We start from the raw sequence: 22,496 nt of genomic DNA on the forward strand, positions 1-22,496 counted from the left end.
AGTAGTGATGAGAAGAAAAATTAGTGATTAAGTTTTGCAATTCCCCATACGATTCCACCGGATGTAATGTTGAAGGCTGGTTTGGCAGAATTAGTTCCGTCCAAAACATAATAGCCGTTGGTTTTTGCATTATTTACTGTACGGAAGTAGACGTTATTGTCTAGAACTGTAATGTTTTGTGCATTTTGGAAAGAGTAAGTAGTTTCTGGTGTATTAGCAATTTTTTGTGGACCAGCAGAAAGATTCTCTACATCGAATGCGTAATAACTATATGTTACATCGGTTAACATTCCTGCATAGCTTAGAGGTTTTGCTCCCCAGGAAGTATAAAGTTTACCACCTTTTACAGCAACTGTACTTATAGATGTGTTAGATGAGTAATTATCAGATTTGATAATCCAATTGTTGTCAAAATCTGTTTCGTTAGCTTTTATTCTTACAACTGCAGAACCATTTGTTGCACCTGTTTTTCCTAGGCCATGAGCGCATAGATAGAGAGCGCCGTCATCTCCAATTGCCCACATTTGGTTAGCATTTCCGGGATACCCAACAGAGTTAATTCTCTTATCTCTGATTGTTTTTTCGTATTTCATTGTGGCAATATCTATAACTGCGATATCAACAAAACCTTTAGCATCTTCTAATAAAAAACTACCTTTTCCTTCTTTGGTACCATATATAATATCTACATATAGTTTTCCGTTTTTGGCAACTATTAAGCTTGATGCCACAGATTGATATGGACCATATTGTGAAGTTGCAACAGCAGAAAGATCAATCTCTCCCGTTCTCTGCATTGTAGAAGGATTGAAAACCTGAAGTTTTAATAATCCTCTGTTTGTATCAGCATAATAACCTGTTGTGTCGTTGTGGATGTAGAAGTTGGATGACATTCCTTTGATTTCACCATCCTGTACCATATTTCCCTTGGAATCTAAAGAGTAACGTAAAATTCCGTCATCTGTGGACTGGACTCTCCCAAGCTGTAAACGCTGGAAAATCCATTTTCCGTAATATTTGATTCCGTTGGCTTTTACAGAAAGTGAGCCTTCTTTGATGTTAGAAAAATCCCCCGAAGGCAAAGATGAAAATGTAGAAATATAACCTACATAAGGACTGGCGGTAAGATCTCCCGTAAGTAAGACGTAATTATTGGTTGTTGTTGTTGTTGTTGTTGGCTCTTTTTTAATGTCATCATCTGAGCTAGAGCAAGAACTAAAAGTTAATAATCCTGCTAATATTAATCCTGCGATTTTTCCTGATTTCAGGTATTGGTTATGATCCATAATGTAATAGTTTATAATGATAAATTGATTTTAAAATTGATATTGAATCCTTCATTTTGAATTCTGTAATTGTCATAGATTTTAGAATTGAAAATATTTCTTGCTTCCAGCCCCAATCCCCATCGGCCAGGTGGTTTCCAGGTCAATCCTGCGGTGTGTAGATTCTGGCTCGGGATTGTATAGGCGCTGACGTTCACTTTTGGAGAACCGGATAATCCTAAGAATCCATCAGCTTCGTACGCTTTCGGGATATAATCCAGATAGTATTCTCTAACAAAACCATAGTTCCAATAGAGATTGAACTTGTCATCAGACGTTAAAATATTTTTGAAATGTGTATAAATGCCTAGATTAGCAAAGAAATAAGGCGTGTTTCTCAATCTTGAACCGTCATAGGTCGGGTCATTTTGCCCAAATAACCGGAAATCCTGATATGTGTAATTTCCTCGGAATTCTAACCATGACAAAGGTTGATAAGATGCGTCCATCTCAACGCCTAATCCCTTGACTTTGCTCACATTTTCATAACTTCCGTAGATGCCTGTACTGATTAACAGGATCATATCATAAGTTCTTCTGTAGAAGATATTAGTTTCTAATGAGAACTTATTTTTTTTGGTATAATTAATTCCAAGATTGGCATTGTAGCTCTTTTCTGGATTTAAAGCAAAATGACTATTGATAAAGTTTCCATCTCCGAAAAATTCTTCCTGATCAGGCAATCTATAAGCTAATTCTCCAGAAAGTCTTGCGAAAAGATTGGTGTTAAATTGATATTTCAAAGCTTCAGAAAAACCCCATTTATTGGTGCTTTTAGTACGGAAGCCTTCTGTGTCAGAAATCTTGGAACTTTCGTAGCCTTCGGTATTGAGAATATAATATTTGACAGCCAAATCATTCGTTAGTTTTTCATCCAAGGCTTGAGTTCTGTAGCCTAAACCTAAAATCAATTTTTTGTATCGATTTTTAGCCGACAGCAGATCTTTGCCCGAAACTGGAAATTTCTCGCCATAAGGGTCTGAACCTGTTCTGGATGTTGCGGAATAAATGGCGTTAAGCTGAAGAGACGAGCTTGCACCTAATTTGTATTGCGCATTGGTTCTTGAGATGAAATTTGAAAATTTAAGTTTCTGAAGACTTCCGCTTACCGTAGATTCTCCGGTTCTATTAGGGACTTCGTGATAATCACCATACCAATCATAGTAACCATTAGCGATATCTGTAAATTTGGTGTGAAGCGTATTGTAAACTAAAAACTGGTCGATTTTTAATTTATCATTAAAGAGTTTTTTCTGATAGCGCAATGTCGGAATTACAGAATACATTTCGTTATTCACAGCTCCGAAGGGATAGTTCATCGTCAATCCATAATTTCGGTCTTTGCTCAAATAAAATCCAGTGATGGTTAAGCGGATATCATCTGCCCAACTTTGATTCTTCAGGCCTGTATAGACTTCTCCAAAAGCATTATTGAATTTATTATGAAATAATCGATGTGTTTCTATTCTAGATGTAGCGGTTTCAGAATCTGTTACAGGAACATCAACCTTATAATCATTATCAGAATAATTGTAGAAAAAATTGAATCCATTATACCAAGTGTTATTCTTATTCCGGCTGTAGAGATTGCTTGTAAAACGATGAGTGCTGAATGAACCAATCTGATAAGAAATGTCTGCTGATTTCGGTTTTTCTATATTTCTGGTCACAATATTAATGACGCCGCCTAGCGCATCTGCTCCCAATTCTACAGGAGAAATTCCTTTATAGATTTCGATTCGGTCAATACTATTGGCAGGAACAATAGAAAAATTAAAGGCATTCCCGAGATAATCCATCGGAATCCCATCTCGGAAATATTTAATAGCATTACCCTGAAAACCATTAAGAATAATATTAGCGCGGGTTCCTAGACCTCCGTCTTGCTTTACTCTTACACCAGTGGTTCTGTTCATCAAGTCGATAACAGAAGAAGATTGTTCTCGGACGGTTTTCATATCCAGAACATTGGCTTTTATAGGTTGTCTAGCGACATTCTCGCTTTGGTTAATTTTTTCGATGGTTACTTCTTTTATCTGCTGTAACTTAAGAGAATCTTCTTGACCAAAAAGCGGAAGTGATAGTAAAATAATTGTGGATAGATAGTACTTATTCATTACCTCGGGGGTAGTTTTTATTAATAAATTGTAATCGTATGTCACCTCGATTAGACTTTACAAAAGTAGACATAGGGATAAGCGATGGATGACGTTAAAAGGATTATTAATGACGTTAAAAGGATTATTATTTATATTGATTAAAAATAAGCCTTACGGATTGGTACCTTTGTCTTGCTTTTTCTGGATAGAATTGAAAAGGCTTAATGATTACTAAAAATATTATTGAGATTAAATAATGAAAACAGAAATGAAATTCCCACTCTGGTGCTTGATTCTTAGTATGGTTTTATGCTTGGTTTTTTGTCTTTCGGTAAGTTGTGGAGCGGTAGATATCCCTAGTGGAAAAGTATTAGAATTAATTCGCTTCAAATTTTCAAATTTTGATTCTCCATTAGATGATGTCCAGATGAATATCCTTTGGCAACTGAGATTTCCTAGAATTATAATGGCGATTATTGTGGGGGTGGGCTTGTCGATTTGTGGGGTTGTAATGCAGGCAATGGTACAGAATCCTTTAGCCGATCCTTTTATTATTGGAGTTTCTTCTGGAGGCTATTTGGGAGCCGTTGTCTTTATTTTTGCAGGAACTTGGATTCCTTTTTTTGCAGGAAGTTTTGGACTTGGATTATCTGCCTTTCTAGGTTCGTTAATGGCATCTTTTGCGGTTCTATTTTTATCTTCTTATAAATCGAAAATTTCCACTACAAAACTGATTTTATCAGGAATGATTGTTAACGCTGCTTTCCAAGCGATCGCTAATTTTATCCTCACGCTATTAGGATCACAAGATACAATTACCAGAATTTCCTTTTGGACAATGGGTTCTTTGAGTTCTATCCAATGGAATGATCTTTTACTACCTTTTGTGTTAGTTGGTCTGTCGGTTTTCTTTTTCTGGTCACAATACCGACAGCTTAATGCTTTTCTACAAGGCGATGAGATTGCCATCACGCTGGGTATTAATGTTAATTTTCTTAGAACGATCTATATTGTCATTGTATCATTAATTGTCGGTTTTTTGGTTTCTAAAACAGGAATTATTGGTTTTGTAGGATTAATTATTCCGCATATTGGAAGAGCGATTTTTGGATCAAATCATAAATTTTTAATCCCGATTTCTTGTTTCTTGGGTGCTATTTTTATGATGTTAGCAGATACATTTTCCCGCTCTTATATGGGATATAAAGAATTTCCGATTGGGATTTTTACCTCATTAATAGGTTCAATTTTCTTCGCATACATAATGATTCGTAAAAACTATTCATATTCTAATTAAGATGGAGCTACAAGTTACAGAACTGCAAGTTGATATTGGAGAAAAAACAATTTTAGAATCTATTGATTTGCACGTTAAGTCAAAACAATTTGTTGGGATTCTCGGACCAAATGGAAGCGGGAAGTCAACCTTACTGAAATCTGTTTATCGGATTTTACAACCCAAGAAAGGCGAAATTCTTCTTGATAAGAAATCCATCAAATCTTATAAGTCCAAAGAAATTGCAAGGCAATTATCTGTGGTTAGCCAGTTTCAGTTGTTTGCATTCAATTTTACTGTAGAAGAAGTGGTGATGACAGCCAGAATTCCACATCAGAAATATCTTCAAAAAGAAAGTAAAAATGATAAAGAGATGGTGACAGAAGCTTTAGAAAAAACAGGTTTGTTACACAAGAGAAATCAATATGTTACAGGCTTGTCTGGTGGCGAAAAACAAAGATTAGTATTGGCGAGAGCTATTGCGCAACAAGCTGACTTTATGATTCTGGATGAACCCAGCAATCATCTTGATATCAAATACCAAATGGAAGTTTTATCAACGATAAAAGATATGAATGTGAGCGTATTGACAGCGCTTCACGACCTTTCTTTAGCTGCAAAATATTGTGATTATATCTATTTTATTGTAGAAGGAAAAATTGTAGAACACGGTTTGGTACAAGATGTTATGACCAAAGAAATTATCTCGAAAGTTTACGATGTAGATTGTGAAGTTTTTACGCATCCATCAACTCAAAATATTTGTATTAGTTATTATTAAATACCATCAAAATGAAAAAAATAAATTACATCACATTAACTATTTTCGGATTATTATTGTTTCAAAACTGTAATGAGAAAAAAGTCAACAATCAGACCGACAAAAACGCGCCTTTTCATCAGAAATTCACCTCTTATGATATGGACGGGAAGGCTTTTCCTCAATCTTTGAACAAAGTGCCAGAGCGAGTTGTTATCAATAATCTATCTTGTACAGAGATTTTTTTAGAATTGGGTTTAAAAGATAAAATCGTAGGAATTCTCCAACTCGATAATAAACCAAATGGGAAATGGAAAAAAGAATTGGAACAATTGAAAGTCATTGGTGACAAAATGCAAACCAACAAAGAAATGATTGCCAGTTATCAACCAGACATCTTTATAGGATCGGGTAGAGGTATGAATGAAGCTTTTCAGGGAAGTATCGATAATTATAATCAATTAGGCATTCCGGTTTATTCTCAGTTAGCGAGTATCAATCATAATTCTCCTACTTTTAAAACAATTATAGAAGATGTCAAAAATCTCGGAAAAATTATGAATGTAGAAGAAAAATCAGAGGCTTACGCAACAGAATTACAGAAGAAATATGATAACATTTTGGAGAAAGTGAAATCTTCTAAGACAGAAAAACAACTAAGTATTTTAGCTATTTATTCTATGGATATTGAAAAAAAAATGTTCGGAGTACCAATTATATCAACAGGATTGCAATATGATATTATAAAAACATTGAACCTGAAACCTGCCGTAGATGGATTTTCTAATAACAATACTTTTGAACATTTGATAAAGATGAATCCTGATATCATCATCTACATCTTAACGGACAGAATGCCTGTCTCCGAAAGTGATCTGGAAAAATACTTTTTCACAGATCCGTTAATAAAAGACGTATCAGCCATTAAGAATAAGCGTATTATTGGAGTTCAGTATGATGATTTCTTAGATTACGGAGCGAGAAACTTTGATACTTTAGAAAGACTATATCAAGAAATTTACGAAAAAAGATAAATTTATTTTCTCAGAAAACTGGGCAGAATCTGATAATGCTTTTTGAATGCAGCTGTAAAATGAGTTGCATTTTTATAACCTACATTGCTTGCAATTTCTGCAATACTTTGGTTAGTTTCAATGATTAATTTTTTTCCCAGTTGCATTTTTTCTTCAAAAATATATTCGAAAACCGTATAGTCAAAAATCTCTTTAAAACCTTTTTTGAGTTTGAATTCATTAAGGCCCGAAATTCTAGATAATTGTTTTAAAGAAAAAGGATTATCAATATTTTGAGTAATTATTTCCCTGATATAGTATAACTTTTCGATATCATTTTTGTTTAAAATTTCGGAAGAAACATTTTTGCAAAAATCTTTCTCATTAGTATCTATTATTAAAAGTAATAATTCATTGATTTTGATTTCCAGATAGATTTGTTTCATCTTGTTTTTATAAGGATTATTTAGAATTTCACGGATGATCCATTTTGCTTTTTGCGGGATGGATGTATTTTTCGCAAAAAAAGAGGCTTCATTAGCATAAATCGATTTTCCGAAGTCTCCCAATAGTTCTAAATCATTTTTAAAAAGCGCTTCTAGATAAGGAACAGAAAACTCAATGCCGAGTGAATTATAAGTTTGTTCATAGGGCACAAAATCAATATTACCGTTGATCTCTGGTAAATGGAAAAATCCATATTCTCCAGTTGCCGTAGAAGAAATAGTTTGTTTGTCATCGTAGTATTTCTGCGTGCCTTGGAGCATAAAGAACAGTTCTATGTGCTTATCTTTTTTGTGAACTTCTTTCTTGTGAGGTTTAGAATAGTTGAGAACCGCGTGATCCAAAGAAATTCCGTTCATTTCTATCAGATGAAGATTTCCTTCCACATACTCGAAATCAGCACTCTTTTTCGTGTCAATGATTAATTCCTTAAATTTCATTTCTAAATATACTATTTATAATCACTCTAAATAAAACATTGTAAATGTATTTTATCATGTCATAATAGTTATCAATATATTAATTCTTTAATAGTATCATTAAATACGAATATCTTAAGGTTTTTATAATAAAATAAATAACTGCATTGTTGATATTCAGTAATTTATTAGGTGTATTTCGGGAGAGGGTATAATAGAAATCCGTAGATATATTGACCTCTAAAAGTTTTTTTTAAGATAGATTTGATATCTACTAATTTTTTGATTCTGTATGCTCTCATGCCATGTATGTCTCTCTAACAAAGCATACGAGTATTAAAAAAAAATAATTTATCCTATATTTGAAATATATTAGATCTACATAATGCTGAAATATAAATGTTTAAAACAAATCTTTAATTACAATAATTATATTAAATTATTTATAATAAGTTTTATTTTGATACTATCTATTGATTTGTATTCTTCACAAAATAAATTAAAAGTCAGTGAGAAAATACAACAATTGTCCGTTAAAAATGATAAAGGAGCAAATGATTCTTTCACTATTGGAAAGGAAATGTTGCGAATATCAAAAAATGATTGTGAAAAAAGTAAAGCATATTTGAGATTAGGTGATGCAAAGTCTAAGAGTTTACAATATATTGAAGCAATTAGTTATCTAAAAAAAGTTGATTCATTAGCTCCTAACTGTAATTTATTAGAAGATCAAGTTTCGGCTAATTTTTTACTCATGATGATATATATTGATTTGAAAAACACTCCTTTTTATCATCAATCATGGAAAAAAATAATTGAAACATGTAAGCTTATTAAAGATCCAAGCGTTGAGTTTTTGCTAATGCAAGTTAATGCTATCGGTTATGAAGCTGAAAATAATTATCCCCAAGCTGTTATTTATAGGAAGAAAATTAGCAATTATGCTGAGAATTTATATAAGAAAGAAGGTAATACGGATAATCAATTATTTTTAGCAATGACTTATAGTTTACTTAGTTATTCCTTTTTTAAAAATAATCAAATCCCTGATGCAGAAATATATCTCAATAAAAGTTTTGATCTGATGAAGGATATTCCTGAAGAGCGCAATTATATATTACAAAAACAATATTTAGTTAAAGCTATGCTTTTTGCCGAAAAGAAAAATAATCAACAGGCAATTATTTGGTTTGATAAAGCTCTAATTGTAGCAAAGCAAAAAAAACAAATTAATTCTATTCTAAATATATATGAAGAACGACTAAATTACGGATTAGATAATATAGAAAAAAGAAAAAATATCACGGATGAAATAAAAAGAATAAATCAGGATAAACTTAAGCTATCTTCAGATTATTCTAATTTGCTTTTACAAGAGAAGGAAATTGAGCGATATAAACTTCGTGATAAACTTGTTATTTCTGTTTCATTTTTAGTCCTAATTATTTTAGTTTTCTTCTTCTATAATAGAAATAGGAATAAAAAGATCCAACAAAAATTCGAAATCATTATAGAAAACTTGAGATTAGCCGAAGAGTCTAATCAAGGTATTTCTACAAATATTATCGAAACTCGTCAGCCAGAATCTATGTCCGAGGTTCCTCAGAAAATAATGTCGGATGATAAAGAAGAAGAACTACTTAACAAACTTAATGATTTTGAAAATTCTATATTTTTTACTGAGAAGGGATTTACTATGTCTAAAATGGAATCTCTATTAAGTTCCAATAGAAGATATATAAATTATATTTTACAGAAGAATAAAAATAAAAATTTCACAGATTATATTCAGGGATTAAGAATTAAATATATAGTTGAAAAACTAGTCAATAATCCAGAATATTTAAACTACAAAATCAGCCATCTTGCGGAGCTTTCTGGCTTTTCTAATCATAGCCGTTTCACACAAATTTTCAAGAAAGAGTTAGAGATTTCACCTTCAGAATTCATTAATCAATTATTAAAAAAGAATAAATAAATAATTTCCATCGGTTGTATGTAGATATTGTCTATGATTTCAAGTGCTTGATAATCATTTGTTTTTGCTATTTGTAGTAGTAGAATTGCCAATAGTGACAGCTAAAAGTTTTCCTATTATATAGATTGAGAATACTTTTGCTATCGAAACACAAATGATGGAAAATATTCTATTAACTAGAAAAGCAAAAATAAAATGCAGCTTCTTTTTTTACAAAGTTATAGCTGTATTTTTTGCGCTTTTTTTCGATACTTTATTTTCACAAATTTACTTATTAGATTCTACAGATATTACTATAAAAGAATCAACAATAGTACATGGTACTGTTTTTACAAATAAGCCAAAAGGAAAAGTTTATATAGCCGAAAATACTAAAATTTACAACCGAGAAGATGTTACAAATTCTGAATTTAATGACATAAATAAAGTTGCAAATAAAAAGCAGAGAGTTGTTCATAAAAATAATTCTAAACCGAAGCTAAGAGATAAAATAAAATCCGAAGATTATAAACTTGTAATGTATTTCGGTGAAAATTCTAATAATTCTAGTGTAATATCGAATTTAAATATCCAGAAGAATTACTTACATAATTTCTCAGAGAACAAAATAAAATCTGTAAACAGTGAAATTAATTATGGTTATTATGTATTTATCCTCGATAACTGTAGTTCGTTTTATAAAAATATAGAAAACAGAAGATCTTATAAGACAATTGTTTTCATACGTCCTCCACCAATATTTTGTTAATTTCTTGATTTAATAAAAAAATATAATTAATAAACTTAGCAAAAGATACAAATGATTACAAATAAAATACTTTTTGCAGTACTTTTAATTCCATGTGCATTATTCTCACAAGTTGGTATTGATAACGATTCTCCCAAAGCTACATTAGATATAAAAGCTTCACCTACAAATGCAAATAAGGTCGACGGATTAATTGCTCCAAGATTAAAAGCCTCTGAACTGAAAACAAACAATTCAAAATATAATGCTGACCAAGATGGCGCTATTGTATATATAACAGAAGCCTTAGCTCCAGATAATACTGATAATAAGACAGTAAATTTAACAGATATTGGTTATTATTATTTTGATAAAACAGCTGGTACTGCAGGACAATGGATTCATTTCAATCCTGCTTATAAAGAACCGTGGAATAATCAAGTAAATAATACCCCTGCAACAGCTAATAATCAAAACATTTATCAAATGGGAAATGTTGCGATAGGAAAAACAACTGTATATTCTAATGGCGCAACTTCTGCAACTATTGATGTAAACGGAGCTGTGAGAGCAGGAGGTAACCATGCTGGTAGTGTAGGTTCTTATTCACTTGCTATTGGTAATGGTAATGAAGCTTCAGGAGCAAATTCTGTAAGCTTTGGAAATAATAATAAATCAACGGGTAATAGTGCTTTGACAATAGGAAATACTACAATTGCTCCCGGGGATTATTCTTTTGCGGGAGGTAATGGTGCAAGGGCAATGGGTGCATATTCTTTCGCATTTGGAAACGACGCACAAGCTTTAGCTAATCATGGTTTTGCATTAGGAGTAGGTACAAGATCTCCATCAAGAAGTAGTTCAACATTTGGTAGATTTAATCTTATTACGAGCTCTTCTCAACCAAATCCGATGAGTCAAAATTATGTTAATGATCCTATTTTTCAGGTAGGTACAGGGATAGACAATTCTAATAGAATGAATATAATTACTGCATTTTATGGTTTTACTCCTGATGTTGGAATGGTCCCAACCTATGCTGGCTGGCTGGCTATTGGCAGCGAAAGTAATGTTATTCCAAGCCAAGCTACAGCCACAGATCCAAATTCTCCACAAAATGGAGAGAGGCTAAGGGTCTATGGATCTATTTATGCAACAAAGTATAAATCCGAATTAGGAACTCCAGGAGGATATGCAGATTATGTTTTTCAGGATTACTTTTCGGGATCATCTATTTTCAAGCCGTCTTACAAATTTAAATCCCTCAAAAATATTGAAACCTTTATTAAAGATAATGGTCATTTGCCAGGAGTAACTTCTTATAAAGATTTAAAAGAAAATATAGAAGGGAAGAAAGTATTAGACCTTAATGAACTATCTGTGCAGTCATTGGAGAAAATTGAAGAATTATATCTTCATACTATCGAACAACAAAAACAGATTGATGATCTATCAAATATGGTTTTTAAACTTCAAAAAGAACTTCAAACTATAAAACAAAAATAAACGATTCTAATACACACAAAAGATGTAAATCTACCAGCTAATGCTGGTAGATTTTAATTAAAAAAAACACACACAATGAGAAAAAAAATATTGTATTTCTTTGTTTTTATACTTTTTATAAAAACATACAGTCAGGTTGGTATTAATACTGAAAAACCAGAAGCAGCACTTCATATTATACCTAAAACAAGTCAAGATCATAAAGTTTTAAGGTTAGATCAATTGAAAAGAGAATTTATTGGCGAGAGTAGAGTATTGTTAGGCATTGACAGCTTGACAAACAATGTTGTAAAAATTGATGGGGTTCCTATTGTTACGACTTATTTTAAATCTTCAGATAATCAATATTTAAAAGATCTAAATACCAACAATGGAGCAGGTATAGTTATAAGCTTCAAAAGTACTGATGCTTTATTAAATAGTGCCGTTTCTTTTGATGATAACTCAGATATATTTACGCTATTAACAAGTGGGAATTACGAGTTGGGAGGCGTGATAAATTTTAATCCTGGTAGGACAAGCTACAGCGACCTTGGTCTTTTGCATAATAGTGAAAGAATAGTCATAAACGTCAAAATAGAATACTCAAATGATGATGGTGTGACATGGAAGGATCTTACAGGGACGCGTAAGGTTTATAACTTCGCTGATGCCGATCTTAATACTAGTATTATTATACCACCTGTTATTGCGGTTTTGTCTGCCAAAACCAAAATACGGATGGTAGTAATGAGACCATCTACCGTTAATAGTGATTATGTAGCAAATACTGATACGCAATCTTCTCTTCCTGATGGCTATCCGCACATCAATAAACCTACAGGAATGAGTTTTACAAAATCAATAAAGATTTTTAGATATTAAAAGAAATGTCTAATTATAAAAATATTCATATAGGAAAATTAATTCGTCAAAGAGTTACGGAAAGTAATATAGATATGTCTCGTATATCTAACTTTTTAAAATGTTCAGATGAAGAAATTGTAGGGATGTATGGTGATCCGAGTTTGGATACGGAAATTCTTCTGAAATGGTGCAAGCTTCTAGAATATGATTTCTTTAGAATATATTGTCAGCATCTTATTTTGTATGCGCCTCAAGCTGCACAAGTAGAAGCTAAGACAAAAAATACATCTTTACCACAATTCCGAAAAAATATTTATACAAAAGAGCTTATAGATTTTATATTGGATCAGATTAAGTCTGGTGAAATGACAACAAGTCAAGTTATTAATAGATATGGAATTTCTAAAACTACACTTTATAAATGGATGAAAAAATTTTTAGATTAATATCAAAGTTAAAGAAACGGTTAACAAAATAAATTATTTACTTAGCATGCATAACCCTAACTATAAACAAATATATTCTGATATCATAAATAAAAAATTTCCCGATAAGAAAACCGAATTAGAATATTTATTATTAAAAGAAACTCTTAATAATATTGATGTAATTGAAATTAATAATAAAATTTTTGGAACAAGAAAAGATACTTATCATCAGAATAAAAGACTACGCTCATATAATAGATCTGATATCTTTAAAATATTAGATTACCAAAAAGAACAAAAACTTAATAATATACAATTGGCAAATCACTTCGCAATTAGTAGGAATACGGTTACCAAATGGAGAAGGTTGTTCATTGTTTGAGAAGGTATTATTTCATTATTATATACGTTAAAAAGGCTTAGATTTTAGAATCTGAGCTTTTTTTGTTTGTGTAAAACTAATATTATTAATTTTTTGTGTAATAGATTTTAACTATTGCTTTGCTTTGATGTCATAATACGGACTTATCTTACATCAATGATTAGCATTATAGTTTGAAGTAATTTTGATCTATAAAATAAATCGTCATGAGAAATAGAAACATTTTAAGTTTAGGTTTTGATCCATTAATGATTAACGATCAAAATTTAGTAAGCATTACAAAAGTTAATACTGTGGAAGAAGCTATAGAAAAAAATCAATCTATTGACTTTGATGCGATTGTCATTAATCAAAAAATTGATGCTGTAGAAATTCAAAAATTGAAAAAATTATTAACATTTCAACAAGCTGATTTAGTTTTCCAAGTGGCAACTGATGATAATCATTTTCAAGAAGTTGTAGCGATGCTTTTGGATCAATTTAAAAACCAAAAAAGAAATTATTCTTTTACAGACAATGCTTTTGCACAATTATCAATTTATCAAAATAACTAAAAATACAAGATTATGAATACAAAAATAGTAGAACGCGTTATTTCGCCTCAAGGCACTCATTTTGTTGGCGATGGCTTTAGAGTCCATAATTTTATTCCGAGTATCCCGGGGCTTAGCATGGAGAGGATGAGTCCGTTTATCATGTTGGATTATAATTCTAAATATAATTTCCCTCCAAGCGAGCATCTAAAAGGTGTTGGAGTGCATCCTCACAAAGGATTCGAGACTGTGACAATTGCCTATAAAGGGCGTGTGGCACATCACGACAGCAGCGGTGGTGGTGGCGTTATTGGAGAAGGTGATGTCCAATGGATGACGGCTGGATCAGGAGTTTTGCATAAAGAATATCATGAAGAATCTTTCAATAAAACGGGTGGAGAGTTTCAGATGGTGCAACTTTGGGTTAATCTTCCAGCTAAAGATAAAGTGTCTAATCCTAAATATCAGGCGATTGCTAATGAAGATATGAAAAAGGTTGACTTGCCTAATAATGCGGGTTACGTTGAGGTTATTGCAGGTAATTATCAAGATGAAAAAGGACCTGCTTTTACCTTTACACCAATTAATATGATGAATGCAAAATTGGTAAAAGGTGGTGTAGCTAACTTTAGTTTTCCGGATCATTATAATACCGTTTTATTGGTGATAGAAGGTGCTGTAAAAGTCAATGACAGTCATGCTAATACCGATGAGTTGGTGCTTTTTAAAAATAAAGGGACAGATTTTGTTATTGAAGCTACAGAAGATGCTGTTGTTTTGGTATTAAGTGGAGAACCTATTAATGAGCCAATATACGCCCATGGACCTTTTGTGATGAATACTCGAGAAGAAATTATCCAGGCTTTTGATGATTTTAACCGAGGAAAATTTGGATCTTTAGAAGATTAATAGAACTTATTTTTTAAAATTTAAATATCAACTATTTAAGATAAATATTATGAAAGCAGAATTTGAAAACATTCCGTTAAACAAAACCGACAAACAATACGAAATCGAAATTAATGGCGCCAAAGCCTTTATCACCTACAGAGAAACTGCTGAGACCATAACTTTGTTGCATACTGAAGTAGAAGACGCATTACAAGGACAAGGTGCATCCACTGCAATTATAGAAAAAACATTAGCAGCAATAGAAGAAAGTGGTAAAAAACTTAATCCTTTGTGTCCTTTGGTTGTCGCCTATATCAAGCGTCACCTAGATTGGAAAAGAATTGTTGCAGACAATGTTAGAACTTTTGATTAAATTTCAACTTTAAAAACATTAACATTATGTCAAATATAGGAATCATCATCCCAGAAAGAGCTGCTAATATTGGTAACTTTATGGTAGGCAGATTATTGCCATTTATAGATAAAAGATCTGTAGGGCCATTCGTTTTTATCGATCACATGGGACCTGCGAAGCTTAAGGATTATGAAAATCTTGACGTACCACCGCATCCGCATATTGGATTATCTACATTGACTTATCTTTTTGAAGGGGCGATAATGCATAAAGACAGCATCGGGTCAGCATTAGAAATTCATCCTGGCGCTGTTAATTGGATGACGGCAGGCAAGGGCGTTGTACATTCAGAAAGAACACCAGAAAATCTTCGTCATACAGATAAAAGTCTTCATGGATTACAGATTTGGGTTGCTTTGCCTAAAGAGTTAGAGCAGTCAGAACCATCGTTTCATCATATTGAGGCGCAAGATATTCCGTCGTGGGAAGAGTCAGGGCTTAAGATCAAGTTAATTGCTGGCGAAGCTTTTGACAAAAAATCTCCTGTGCCAGTCCATAGTCCACTTTATTTTATCGAAATTAAAAATGAAGGCGAAGCACAAGCTGTTAAGCTAGGCGATCATCTCTATGGCGAGAGTGCATTGTATATTTTAGAAGGAAGCATCAGAAGTGAAGGTAATGTTTATGACCCAAAACAAATTCTAATCGCTAAAGATTCTAAGTTATGTGAGTTTGAAATTGCGGCTAATACAACAGTTTATATTTTCGGAGGTGAGCCATTTCCGGAAGAGCGATATATCCATTGGAATTTTGTGAGCTCTAGCAAAGAAGTTATTGAGCAAGCCAAACATGATTGGAAAGATCAAAAATTCCCTAAAGTTGAAGGCGAAACAGATTTTGTTCCGTTGCCGTTAACGTCATTAAAATAAAAATAAAAGCTATCTTCGGATGGCTTTTTTTAGTATTAATTGTCCCGTCCTAAAATAAGTTTACACAAAATAGACTTTTTATTAATTACAGATTTTATATGAATTCAATTAAATTGATTAAAATTTATTTTCTACAGAATTAATTTTTTTATTACCTTTTATCATTATTAAATATTCATCTTGAAAACATATTTACTAGGCTCTGCCGCGATTATACTATTGTTAATGTCTTGCGTATCTAATAAGACAAAGACCATTAATAAGAATATTTTCACATTGAAAGATAGTTACTGCAAAGCGCCTTTTCAGTATAATTATGATGTTAAGTTGCCTTCTTACAATTCTGATTCTATCATTGCGGCTAATTCTAAATTGAAAGGTGTTTTAACAGATCAAAGTATATTAATTCTTAATGCTTTAGGCAACTTAAATGAGGTAGAAGATATTATAGAACTAAAGAAAAATAACTCTATCGAAGCACAATTAAAGGTTCTTCAACTTAAAAATAAAATCAATAGTAAAATCACCATTTCTTTAACCGAATTGGATGCTGTTGCCGCAGAGTTTGATTGTGAAGGGGAGCGCGTGGCGCAGATGGCTAATTTTGTGGATAACCTCAATAGTTCTAAAAATAATAAGATGATTATCTATTCTATTGTTGCTGGTGCGGCAGCTTCTATCGCTGGAGGTATTGTGAAAAGTGATAGTTGGGGGAATGCAATTGATATTGGTGGAGGTATTTTAGGAGCAGGATTTGGATTTATGACGCTTAACCCGAAAGGTAAAAAGGTAGAGTTTGTCCACGAGAGAAATCTTTTGCGAGATGTCTGGAACGAAAAGTTAGAATCTGCCAATTTTCCGCCTTTTATCTGGTATATGTATACGGAGAAGAAATTTTCTAATAAGGAAGAAAGATCCATACTTCAGAATATCAAACAACGTTGGCTACATTATCAATTTGAAGATAATATAGAGCAAGCTAATCAATCTGTTATTTTTAATAATGGAGGAGAATATCGATCAGAAGATCTACATAATAGAGCTGCAATGCTTAATCAGATGCAATCTGCCACAAGAACGATTAATCAAAACATTAATTACTTATTATTAGATTTAGACAAATTGATTTTATAAATTTTAACAAAACTTTAATGTAATTAATTTTGTTACAATTAAAATTTTCTTTACATTTGCATCATAATTATGAACAATACCAGATTTTCTACCGCAATGCATATTTTGACTTTATTATATAAAAGTTCTAATGTATGGGTAACATCTGATTGGATTGCAGGAAGTATTAACATTAATGCTGCTATTGTAAGAAAAGAAATAAGTGTTCTCAGAAATGCTGGATTGGTCATAAGTAAGCAAGGCAAAGAGGGGGGAAGTCAGTTAGGGAAATCTCCAGATTCAATTACTTTAGCAGATGTTTTTATAACAATTAATGAATCTGAATTGTTAGGCAAAAAAAATCAAAACCCTAATCCTAATTGTCCAGTAGGAATAAAAATTAATGAAGAATTAGATTCTTTATATCATGGAGTTGATCGACAAGTGATCGATTTTCTCAAAACTAAAACAGTAAAAGATTTTGGTCAGAAGTTTGACTAAATTTTTTTTAAAATTAAATGTAATAAAAATAGTTACAATATAAATTAAATATTATGAAAGTATCAGTTATCGGAGCAACAGGATTTGTTGGCTCACAAGTCGTAAAAGAATTATTAAATAGAGGTCATGAGGTAACAGCAATTGTACGTGATGCATCTAAGATTGATCCACAAAATCATCTTGTTGTGGAGACCGTGGACATTAATAATGAAGCAGAATTATCAGAAAAACTAAAAGGAAGCGACGCCATTATTAGTGCTTATAATGCTGGTTGGACTAATCCTAACATTTATAATGACTTTCTTAACGGTTCTAAAAGCATAGAAAAAGCAGTAGAAGCTTCTGGTGTAAAACGTCTTGTTGTTGTTGGTGGAGCAGGTAGCCTTTACACACCAGACGGAACTCAGATTGTTGATTCTGAAGGTTTTCCTGAAGAAATAAAAGCAGGGGCACAGGCAGCTCGCGATTATTTGAATGTTATCAAAGATAATAAAACCTTAGATTGGACTTACTTTAGCCCAGCGCCAGAGATGCACCAAGGGACGTCTGGTACAAGAGTTGGGACTTACAGAACGGCGTTAGAAACTCCAGTTTTTGGTGATAACGGTAGAAGTGTTATTTCTGTAGAAGACGTTGCTGTAGCTTTAGTTGATGAGCTAGAGCAAAATAATCACATCCAACAACGTTTTACTGCTGGATATTAATCCGAAATTTTAATAAATAATAGAAGCGCCGAAATTTTTCGGCGCTTTGTTTTATCTATAATAGTAATGCAATTACTTCTCAAATACTAAATAATCATAAGCTTTCATCAGAAAGTTACTTTCCTTGTAGATGGTTTGTACTTCTGTACTGAAAATATTGGTATAAGTCCCATTAACTTCTTCAGAGTCTAATGTAAAGTTAATGTTGCTATCAGAAAGATTTAACAAAACCAAAACTTCTCTATTTCCGTTTTTTCTAATGTAGCCCATAATTTTGTCATCGGCTGAGGTTTTTATCCAATAGGTTGTGACTGCTGGATCACCACCACGCAAGGCAGGATTATTAGACTTTAAAGTAAGCAACGTTTTATAAAAATCAGCTAATTGATAAGTACCAGTCCACGGAATTGGATCTTTATCGAAAAACTCCAGACGTTTAGTTTTCAGTGGTAACTCTTGACCGCTGTATAATAACGGTACGCCATTCCAAGTAGCAGAAAATACAGCCAAAGCTTCTGCCATATCACCATATTTTTCATATTCGGTTCCGTTCCAAGAATTTTCATCATGATTACTTGTGAACCAAGCTCTCATAGACTTATCGCCGATATTAGAATAGTCTTCTAGTAGTTTTTTAAGATCAGAAATTGGCAGTTTATTTTGGTGAAAATCTTTAGAAAGATGCATCCACTTCCAAGAATAACTGGCGTCAAAAACTTTTCCGTAAGCGGGCGTTTCTAACTCATCATATTCTCCTAAGAAATACAAGGGTTTAATTTTCTCAACTTCCGGTCTTGCTTGCTCCCAAAAATCAACTTCTACCCAACTTGCCAGATCACAACGAAAACCATCAATGTTAGTTTCTCTTACCCAGAATTTCATTGCATCTATCATGGCTTCTCTCAATTTCGGGTTAGAAAAATCAAGTTCTATAATATCGTCCATACCTTCTGCAATATGAAATGTTCCATCCGGATCTTTAAGATAAAACTCGGGATTAGTCTTTGTCCAGACATGATCCCAACCGGTATGATTAGCCACCCAATCTATAATCACTTTGAAGCTATGCTTGTGCGCTTCGTCCACCATGTGTTTGAAATCTTCTAAACTACCAAATTCTGGATTAATGCTTACATAATCTTGCGCAGCATAAGGACTTCCCATGCTTCCTTTTTTATTTTGTTGTGCAATGGGAGTAATTGGCATAAACCAAAGTGTCTCTACGCCCATATTTTTCAGACGAGGCATTTCTTTTTCGAAAGCTTTGAAGGTACCTTCTTTGGTATATTGCCTGAGGTTAACTTCGTAAATATTGGTGGTATGTTTCCATTCTTGGGGATTATTCATATAATATGCGTTTATGGTGCAAGACTACTATAAATGGCTGATTTCTAAAGTGAAATTTCTTTTTATGATTAAATTACATATCAAAAATACTTAAAAGTAATCTATAAATGGTATTTACACAAAAAAGCCAGCTCAGATATAGTCTGGGCTGGCTTTTTTATTCTTTTTTAGGTCAAATCTAATCCTCGTCGTCATCAAATCCGATGTCGTCATTGTAACCATCATCTTCGTCATCGTCATTGTAATCATCATCTTCATCCTCGAAGCTTACGGTTTTAAAATCTTCTTCAAAACCAAAATCATCATCCATAATAGATATTGCTGATTTTTTAGAACCACTTCCGTTGCTACTTCCGCTTTTGCTTGGCGCTTTTAAAGGAACATTTCCGAATCTATAACCAGTAATTGGATAGTTAACGGATGGTTTTTCTTCTTCAATTTCTATTAATTCACAGAAAAACTCCCACAAATCAATAAAACCATATTGAAATCTCATTTTGCTTCCTTTCTCAGGAAAACCCTCATTTAGATAAATATCCGACATGATTTCTCCGTCGCCATCATCGCTCATATCTTCTAAAGGTACAGCACGACCTTCAGTCCATTCTTCATCAGAAAAATAGAATGAAGATAGCTCGTCACCTGGCAAGCTGAAAGCACTTTTTATCCCAAGATGGAGATTCCAAAGGGTTTGTTTGTCTTTGATTTCAATATCTCTAAAGATACTCTCCTTGGCGTCTAAAATGACTCTTATCTTATAAACCATTACTCTTTCTTCTTCTAATTTTAATGTTAATTTCTGCTGCAAATATAAAACAAATGAATTGTGATAAAAGACAAAACAATAATTTTTTTTATGAAATGATTTTATTACATTTTCGGCTTTTTAATAGTCTTAATCTTCGAGGCTTATTTTAAAATTAAAAGAGATTGTTGTTGATTATTAGGCTTCTGCTTTTTCTAACCGGAACTTGAACTTTGTCCCACTAAGATAGACGCTTTCTACAGCAATGTGTTGTTTATGAGCTTCTAAGATGTGTTTTACAATGGCTAATCCTAATCCTGATCCTCCATCTTTACGGTTTCTACTGCTTTCTACGCGATAGAACCTTTCGAATATACGAGCGAGGTTTTCGGGTTTTATACCCATGCCATTATCTTCTATAGTTATGTGGATGCTTTCTGTAGCTTCTTTGGTAGAAACGACTATTCTCGCACCTTCTCGGTTGGCATATTTTACAGCATTAGAAATAAGATTGGTAAAGACTTGAGATATTTTTTGCTTATCAGCTTTCACCATTAATTTCTTCTGAGTGCTTTGTAACTCTAGCTTCATAGATGTTTTGTCTGCTTCTAGATCTAAGAGCTCAAAGATTTCTTCTATCAATTGATTAATATCAAAGACGGTAATGTTAAGTTGTATTTGACCAGATTCAAACCGATTAATCATATCAAGATCAGTTGCAATATTAAGTAGGCGTTCTACAGAACTTTCTATTCTTTGCAGGTATTTGTCTCTAATGTTAAGATCTTCTACGCCGCCCTCTAATAGGGTTTCTATATAACCTTGGATGGAGAATAATGGGGTTTTTAATTCGTGAGAAACATTGCCAACATATTCTTTCCGGAAACGCTCCATCTCTTTCATCATATCAAGTTCAAAATCATTTTTGAAACTCATCTCAGATACTCTTTCTCCTAGTTCTTTCAAGCTCATGTCGTTGCCATAATCTTGGATAATATTTTGAGGTAATATCCTGGTGATGGTACGGATCTGTTTTTTGCTGTAAAAACTGAATAAGAATTCTAAAACAAAATAATTAAGAATTAGTATTAATGTTAATGTGACAAATAAGAAAAGATTAAAGTTTTGAGATTTAAGGTTTTGATCTTCCGTATAGTATTGAAATAATAAAGCTACCAAAGCAATAACTAATACCAATGATAGAGATGCAGCAGCAGAAATCCAGTTAATGGATATTTTTTGAGATTTTAAAATATACATGCTATAAAATTAAAAAAGATTTTCTAATGAAAATCTTATACGACCAATTTATAACCAATTCCTTTAAGAGTCTGTATGGTATGAATGCCTAATTTCTCTCGTAACCTTCTGATGTGTACATCTATGGTACGTTCTCCAACAATGACATCGTTACCCCAAACTTTTTCTAAAATTTCTTCTCTTTTAAAAACTTTCTCAGTATTAGATGCTAATAAGAATAAAAGATCGAATTCTTTTTTGGGTAACAAAAACTCTTCAGAACTTTTGGTTACTTTAAAGTTATCTTTATCAATGATAAGATCTCCTAATTCTATATAATTGGTATTTTCATTAGCTTTTGCTCCTAATTGTAGAAGTGCAGCAATTTTAGAAACTAATACTTTTGGCTTGATTACTTTTATGATATAATCATTGGCGCCTGCTTGATATCCAGCTAATTGGGAGAATTCTTCGCTGCGAGCAGATAAGAAAACAATTAATGTTTTTTGTAAATCTTTTATCTGACGAAGTTCTTGGCAAGTTTCTATGCCATCTTTTTCGGGCATCATTACATCAACTAAAATTAGATCAGGAATGATTTCTTTGGCTTTGGCTATCCCTTCATTACCGTTAGATGCAGTGTGGACTTGATAGCCTTCTTTTTCCAGATTATAAGACAACATTTCTAAGATGTCTTGCTCATCATCAATTAAAAGAATTTTTTTGCGATTCATTTTTACTTTTTATGTTGTTCAAAATTAATAAAAAATGAACTCAAAATTACAGAGTCCTTAATAGTTTACAAATAATTAATACATCTGTGTTTTTTTGAAAGATACTATTAATTAATTGTAAATAATAAAGATAGCTATTTGA

At 32.4% G+C, this 22,496-nt stretch carries 23 protein-coding genes; 16 read left to right on the forward strand and 7 right to left on the reverse strand.

All coding sequences use genetic code 11. From position 1 onward, the window contains the following. Positions 1-20: 20 nt before the first annotated feature. Both ACQQ6V_RS00650 and ACQQ6V_RS00655 read right to left on the reverse strand, forming a co-directional pair. The gene (locus tag ACQQ6V_RS00650; protein WP_448843667.1) at positions 21-1,286 is read right to left on the reverse strand and encodes a DUF4374 domain-containing protein; all 1,266 of its coding nucleotides are present in this window, start codon (positions 1,284-1,286) and stop codon (positions 21-23) included. Positions 1,287-1,297: 11 nt separating this feature from the next. Beyond that, positions 1,298-3,442: a TonB-dependent receptor gene (locus ACQQ6V_RS00655; RefSeq protein ID WP_448843668.1), complete on the reverse strand. Its 2,145-nt coding sequence runs from the start codon at positions 3,440-3,442 to the stop codon at positions 1,298-1,300. 238 nt (positions 3,443-3,680) lie between these two features. Here ACQQ6V_RS00655 and ACQQ6V_RS00660 point away from each other — a divergent pair, with 238 nt between their 5' ends. Genes ACQQ6V_RS00660 through ACQQ6V_RS00670 form a run of 3 tightly spaced genes read left to right on the forward strand, consistent with a single transcriptional unit; the run spans position 3,681 to position 6,494 of the window. Further along, a complete protein-coding gene (locus ACQQ6V_RS00660; protein WP_448843669.1) occupies positions 3,681-4,721 on the forward strand; it encodes a FecCD family ABC transporter permease in 1,041 nt (346 codons plus the stop codon). A 1-nt stretch (position 4,722) separates the two neighbouring features. Next, the gene (locus ACQQ6V_RS00665) at positions 4,723-5,481 is read left to right on the forward strand and encodes an ABC transporter ATP-binding protein (protein ID WP_448843670.1); all 759 of its coding nucleotides are present in this window, start codon (positions 4,723-4,725) and stop codon (positions 5,479-5,481) included. 11 nt (positions 5,482-5,492) lie between these two features. Next, positions 5,493-6,494, forward strand: coding sequence for an ABC transporter substrate-binding protein (locus ACQQ6V_RS00670; RefSeq protein WP_448843671.1), 1,002 nt, complete (start codon positions 5,493-5,495; stop codon positions 6,492-6,494). Positions 6,495-6,496: 2 nt separating this feature from the next. Here ACQQ6V_RS00670 and ACQQ6V_RS00675 read toward each other — a convergent pair whose 3' ends face one another. Beyond that, positions 6,497-7,417 carry a helix-turn-helix transcriptional regulator gene (locus ACQQ6V_RS00675; protein ID WP_448843672.1) on the reverse strand — a complete coding sequence of 307 codons (921 nt, stop codon included), beginning with the start codon at positions 7,415-7,417 and terminating at the stop codon, positions 6,497-6,499. A 364-nt stretch (positions 7,418-7,781) separates the two neighbouring features. On the opposite strand from ACQQ6V_RS00675, the gene ACQQ6V_RS00680 reads away from it, so the two are divergent. The 13 genes from ACQQ6V_RS00680 to ACQQ6V_RS00740 all read left to right on the forward strand — a co-directional run bounded on the left by ACQQ6V_RS00680 (position 7,782) and on the right by ACQQ6V_RS00740 (position 18,289). Further along, positions 7,782-9,374 carry a helix-turn-helix domain-containing protein gene (locus ACQQ6V_RS00680; RefSeq protein ID WP_448843673.1) on the forward strand — a complete coding sequence of 531 codons (1,593 nt, stop codon included), beginning with the start codon at positions 7,782-7,784 and terminating at the stop codon, positions 9,372-9,374. 154 nt (positions 9,375-9,528) lie between these two features. Continuing rightward, positions 9,529-10,122 carry a hypothetical protein gene (locus ACQQ6V_RS00685; RefSeq protein WP_448843674.1) on the forward strand — a complete coding sequence of 198 codons (594 nt, stop codon included), beginning with the start codon at positions 9,529-9,531 and terminating at the stop codon, positions 10,120-10,122. A 51-nt stretch (positions 10,123-10,173) separates the two neighbouring features. Beyond that, positions 10,174-11,607: a hypothetical protein gene (locus ACQQ6V_RS00690; protein ID WP_448843675.1), complete on the forward strand. Its 1,434-nt coding sequence runs from the start codon at positions 10,174-10,176 to the stop codon at positions 11,605-11,607. A 75-nt stretch (positions 11,608-11,682) separates the two neighbouring features. After that, a complete protein-coding gene (locus tag ACQQ6V_RS00695) occupies positions 11,683-12,471 on the forward strand; it encodes a hypothetical protein (protein WP_448843676.1) in 789 nt (262 codons plus the stop codon). 74 nt (positions 12,472-12,545) lie between these two features. After that, positions 12,546-12,899, forward strand: coding sequence for a transposase (locus tag ACQQ6V_RS00700; protein WP_448843677.1), 354 nt, complete (start codon positions 12,546-12,548; stop codon positions 12,897-12,899). Between the two features lie 46 nt (positions 12,900-12,945). Continuing rightward, the gene (locus ACQQ6V_RS00705) at positions 12,946-13,263 is read left to right on the forward strand and encodes a helix-turn-helix domain-containing protein (protein WP_448843678.1); all 318 of its coding nucleotides are present in this window, start codon (positions 12,946-12,948) and stop codon (positions 13,261-13,263) included. Between the two features lie 206 nt (positions 13,264-13,469). After that, positions 13,470-13,817 carry a hypothetical protein gene (locus ACQQ6V_RS00710; RefSeq protein ID WP_448843679.1) on the forward strand — a complete coding sequence of 116 codons (348 nt, stop codon included), beginning with the start codon at positions 13,470-13,472 and terminating at the stop codon, positions 13,815-13,817. 12 nt (positions 13,818-13,829) lie between these two features. Beyond that, positions 13,830-14,705: a pirin family protein gene (locus ACQQ6V_RS00715; RefSeq protein ID WP_448843680.1), complete on the forward strand. Its 876-nt coding sequence runs from the start codon at positions 13,830-13,832 to the stop codon at positions 14,703-14,705. Between the two features lie 49 nt (positions 14,706-14,754). Continuing rightward, positions 14,755-15,060 carry a GNAT family N-acetyltransferase gene (locus ACQQ6V_RS00720; protein ID WP_448843681.1) on the forward strand — a complete coding sequence of 102 codons (306 nt, stop codon included), beginning with the start codon at positions 14,755-14,757 and terminating at the stop codon, positions 15,058-15,060. Between the two features lie 26 nt (positions 15,061-15,086). After that, a complete protein-coding gene (locus tag ACQQ6V_RS00725; protein WP_448843682.1) occupies positions 15,087-15,971 on the forward strand; it encodes a pirin family protein in 885 nt (294 codons plus the stop codon). 180 nt (positions 15,972-16,151) lie between these two features. Beyond that, the gene (locus ACQQ6V_RS00730; protein WP_448843683.1) at positions 16,152-17,105 is read left to right on the forward strand and encodes a hypothetical protein; all 954 of its coding nucleotides are present in this window, start codon (positions 16,152-16,154) and stop codon (positions 17,103-17,105) included. Between the two features lie 69 nt (positions 17,106-17,174). Then, a complete protein-coding gene (locus tag ACQQ6V_RS00735) occupies positions 17,175-17,585 on the forward strand; it encodes an Rrf2 family transcriptional regulator (protein ID WP_448843684.1) in 411 nt (136 codons plus the stop codon). 53 nt (positions 17,586-17,638) lie between these two features. Further along, positions 17,639-18,289, forward strand: a complete 651-nt coding sequence (locus ACQQ6V_RS00740) for an NAD(P)-dependent oxidoreductase (protein WP_448843685.1) — start codon at positions 17,639-17,641, stop codon at positions 18,287-18,289. Positions 18,290-18,361: 72 nt separating this feature from the next. On the opposite strand, the gene ACQQ6V_RS00745 is transcribed toward ACQQ6V_RS00740, so the two are convergent. The 4 genes from ACQQ6V_RS00745 to ACQQ6V_RS00760 form a co-directional block, all read right to left on the reverse strand. Then, entirely contained in the window at positions 18,362-19,636 is a 1,275-nt protein-coding gene (locus ACQQ6V_RS00745; RefSeq protein ID WP_448843686.1) for an alpha-amylase family glycosyl hydrolase, read from the reverse strand. 178 nt (positions 19,637-19,814) lie between these two features. Beyond that, entirely contained in the window at positions 19,815-20,402 is a 588-nt protein-coding gene (locus ACQQ6V_RS00750; RefSeq protein WP_448846162.1) for an IS1096 element passenger TnpR family protein, read from the reverse strand. Positions 20,403-20,579: 177 nt separating this feature from the next. Then, positions 20,580-21,641 carry a sensor histidine kinase gene (locus ACQQ6V_RS00755; protein WP_448843687.1) on the reverse strand — a complete coding sequence of 354 codons (1,062 nt, stop codon included), beginning with the start codon at positions 21,639-21,641 and terminating at the stop codon, positions 20,580-20,582. Positions 21,642-21,676: 35 nt separating this feature from the next. Continuing rightward, the gene (locus ACQQ6V_RS00760) at positions 21,677-22,354 is read right to left on the reverse strand and encodes a response regulator transcription factor (RefSeq protein ID WP_448843688.1); all 678 of its coding nucleotides are present in this window, start codon (positions 22,352-22,354) and stop codon (positions 21,677-21,679) included. Positions 22,355-22,496 lie beyond the last annotated feature (142 nt).

It is taken from the genome of Chryseobacterium electrogenes, from assembly GCF_053553015.1.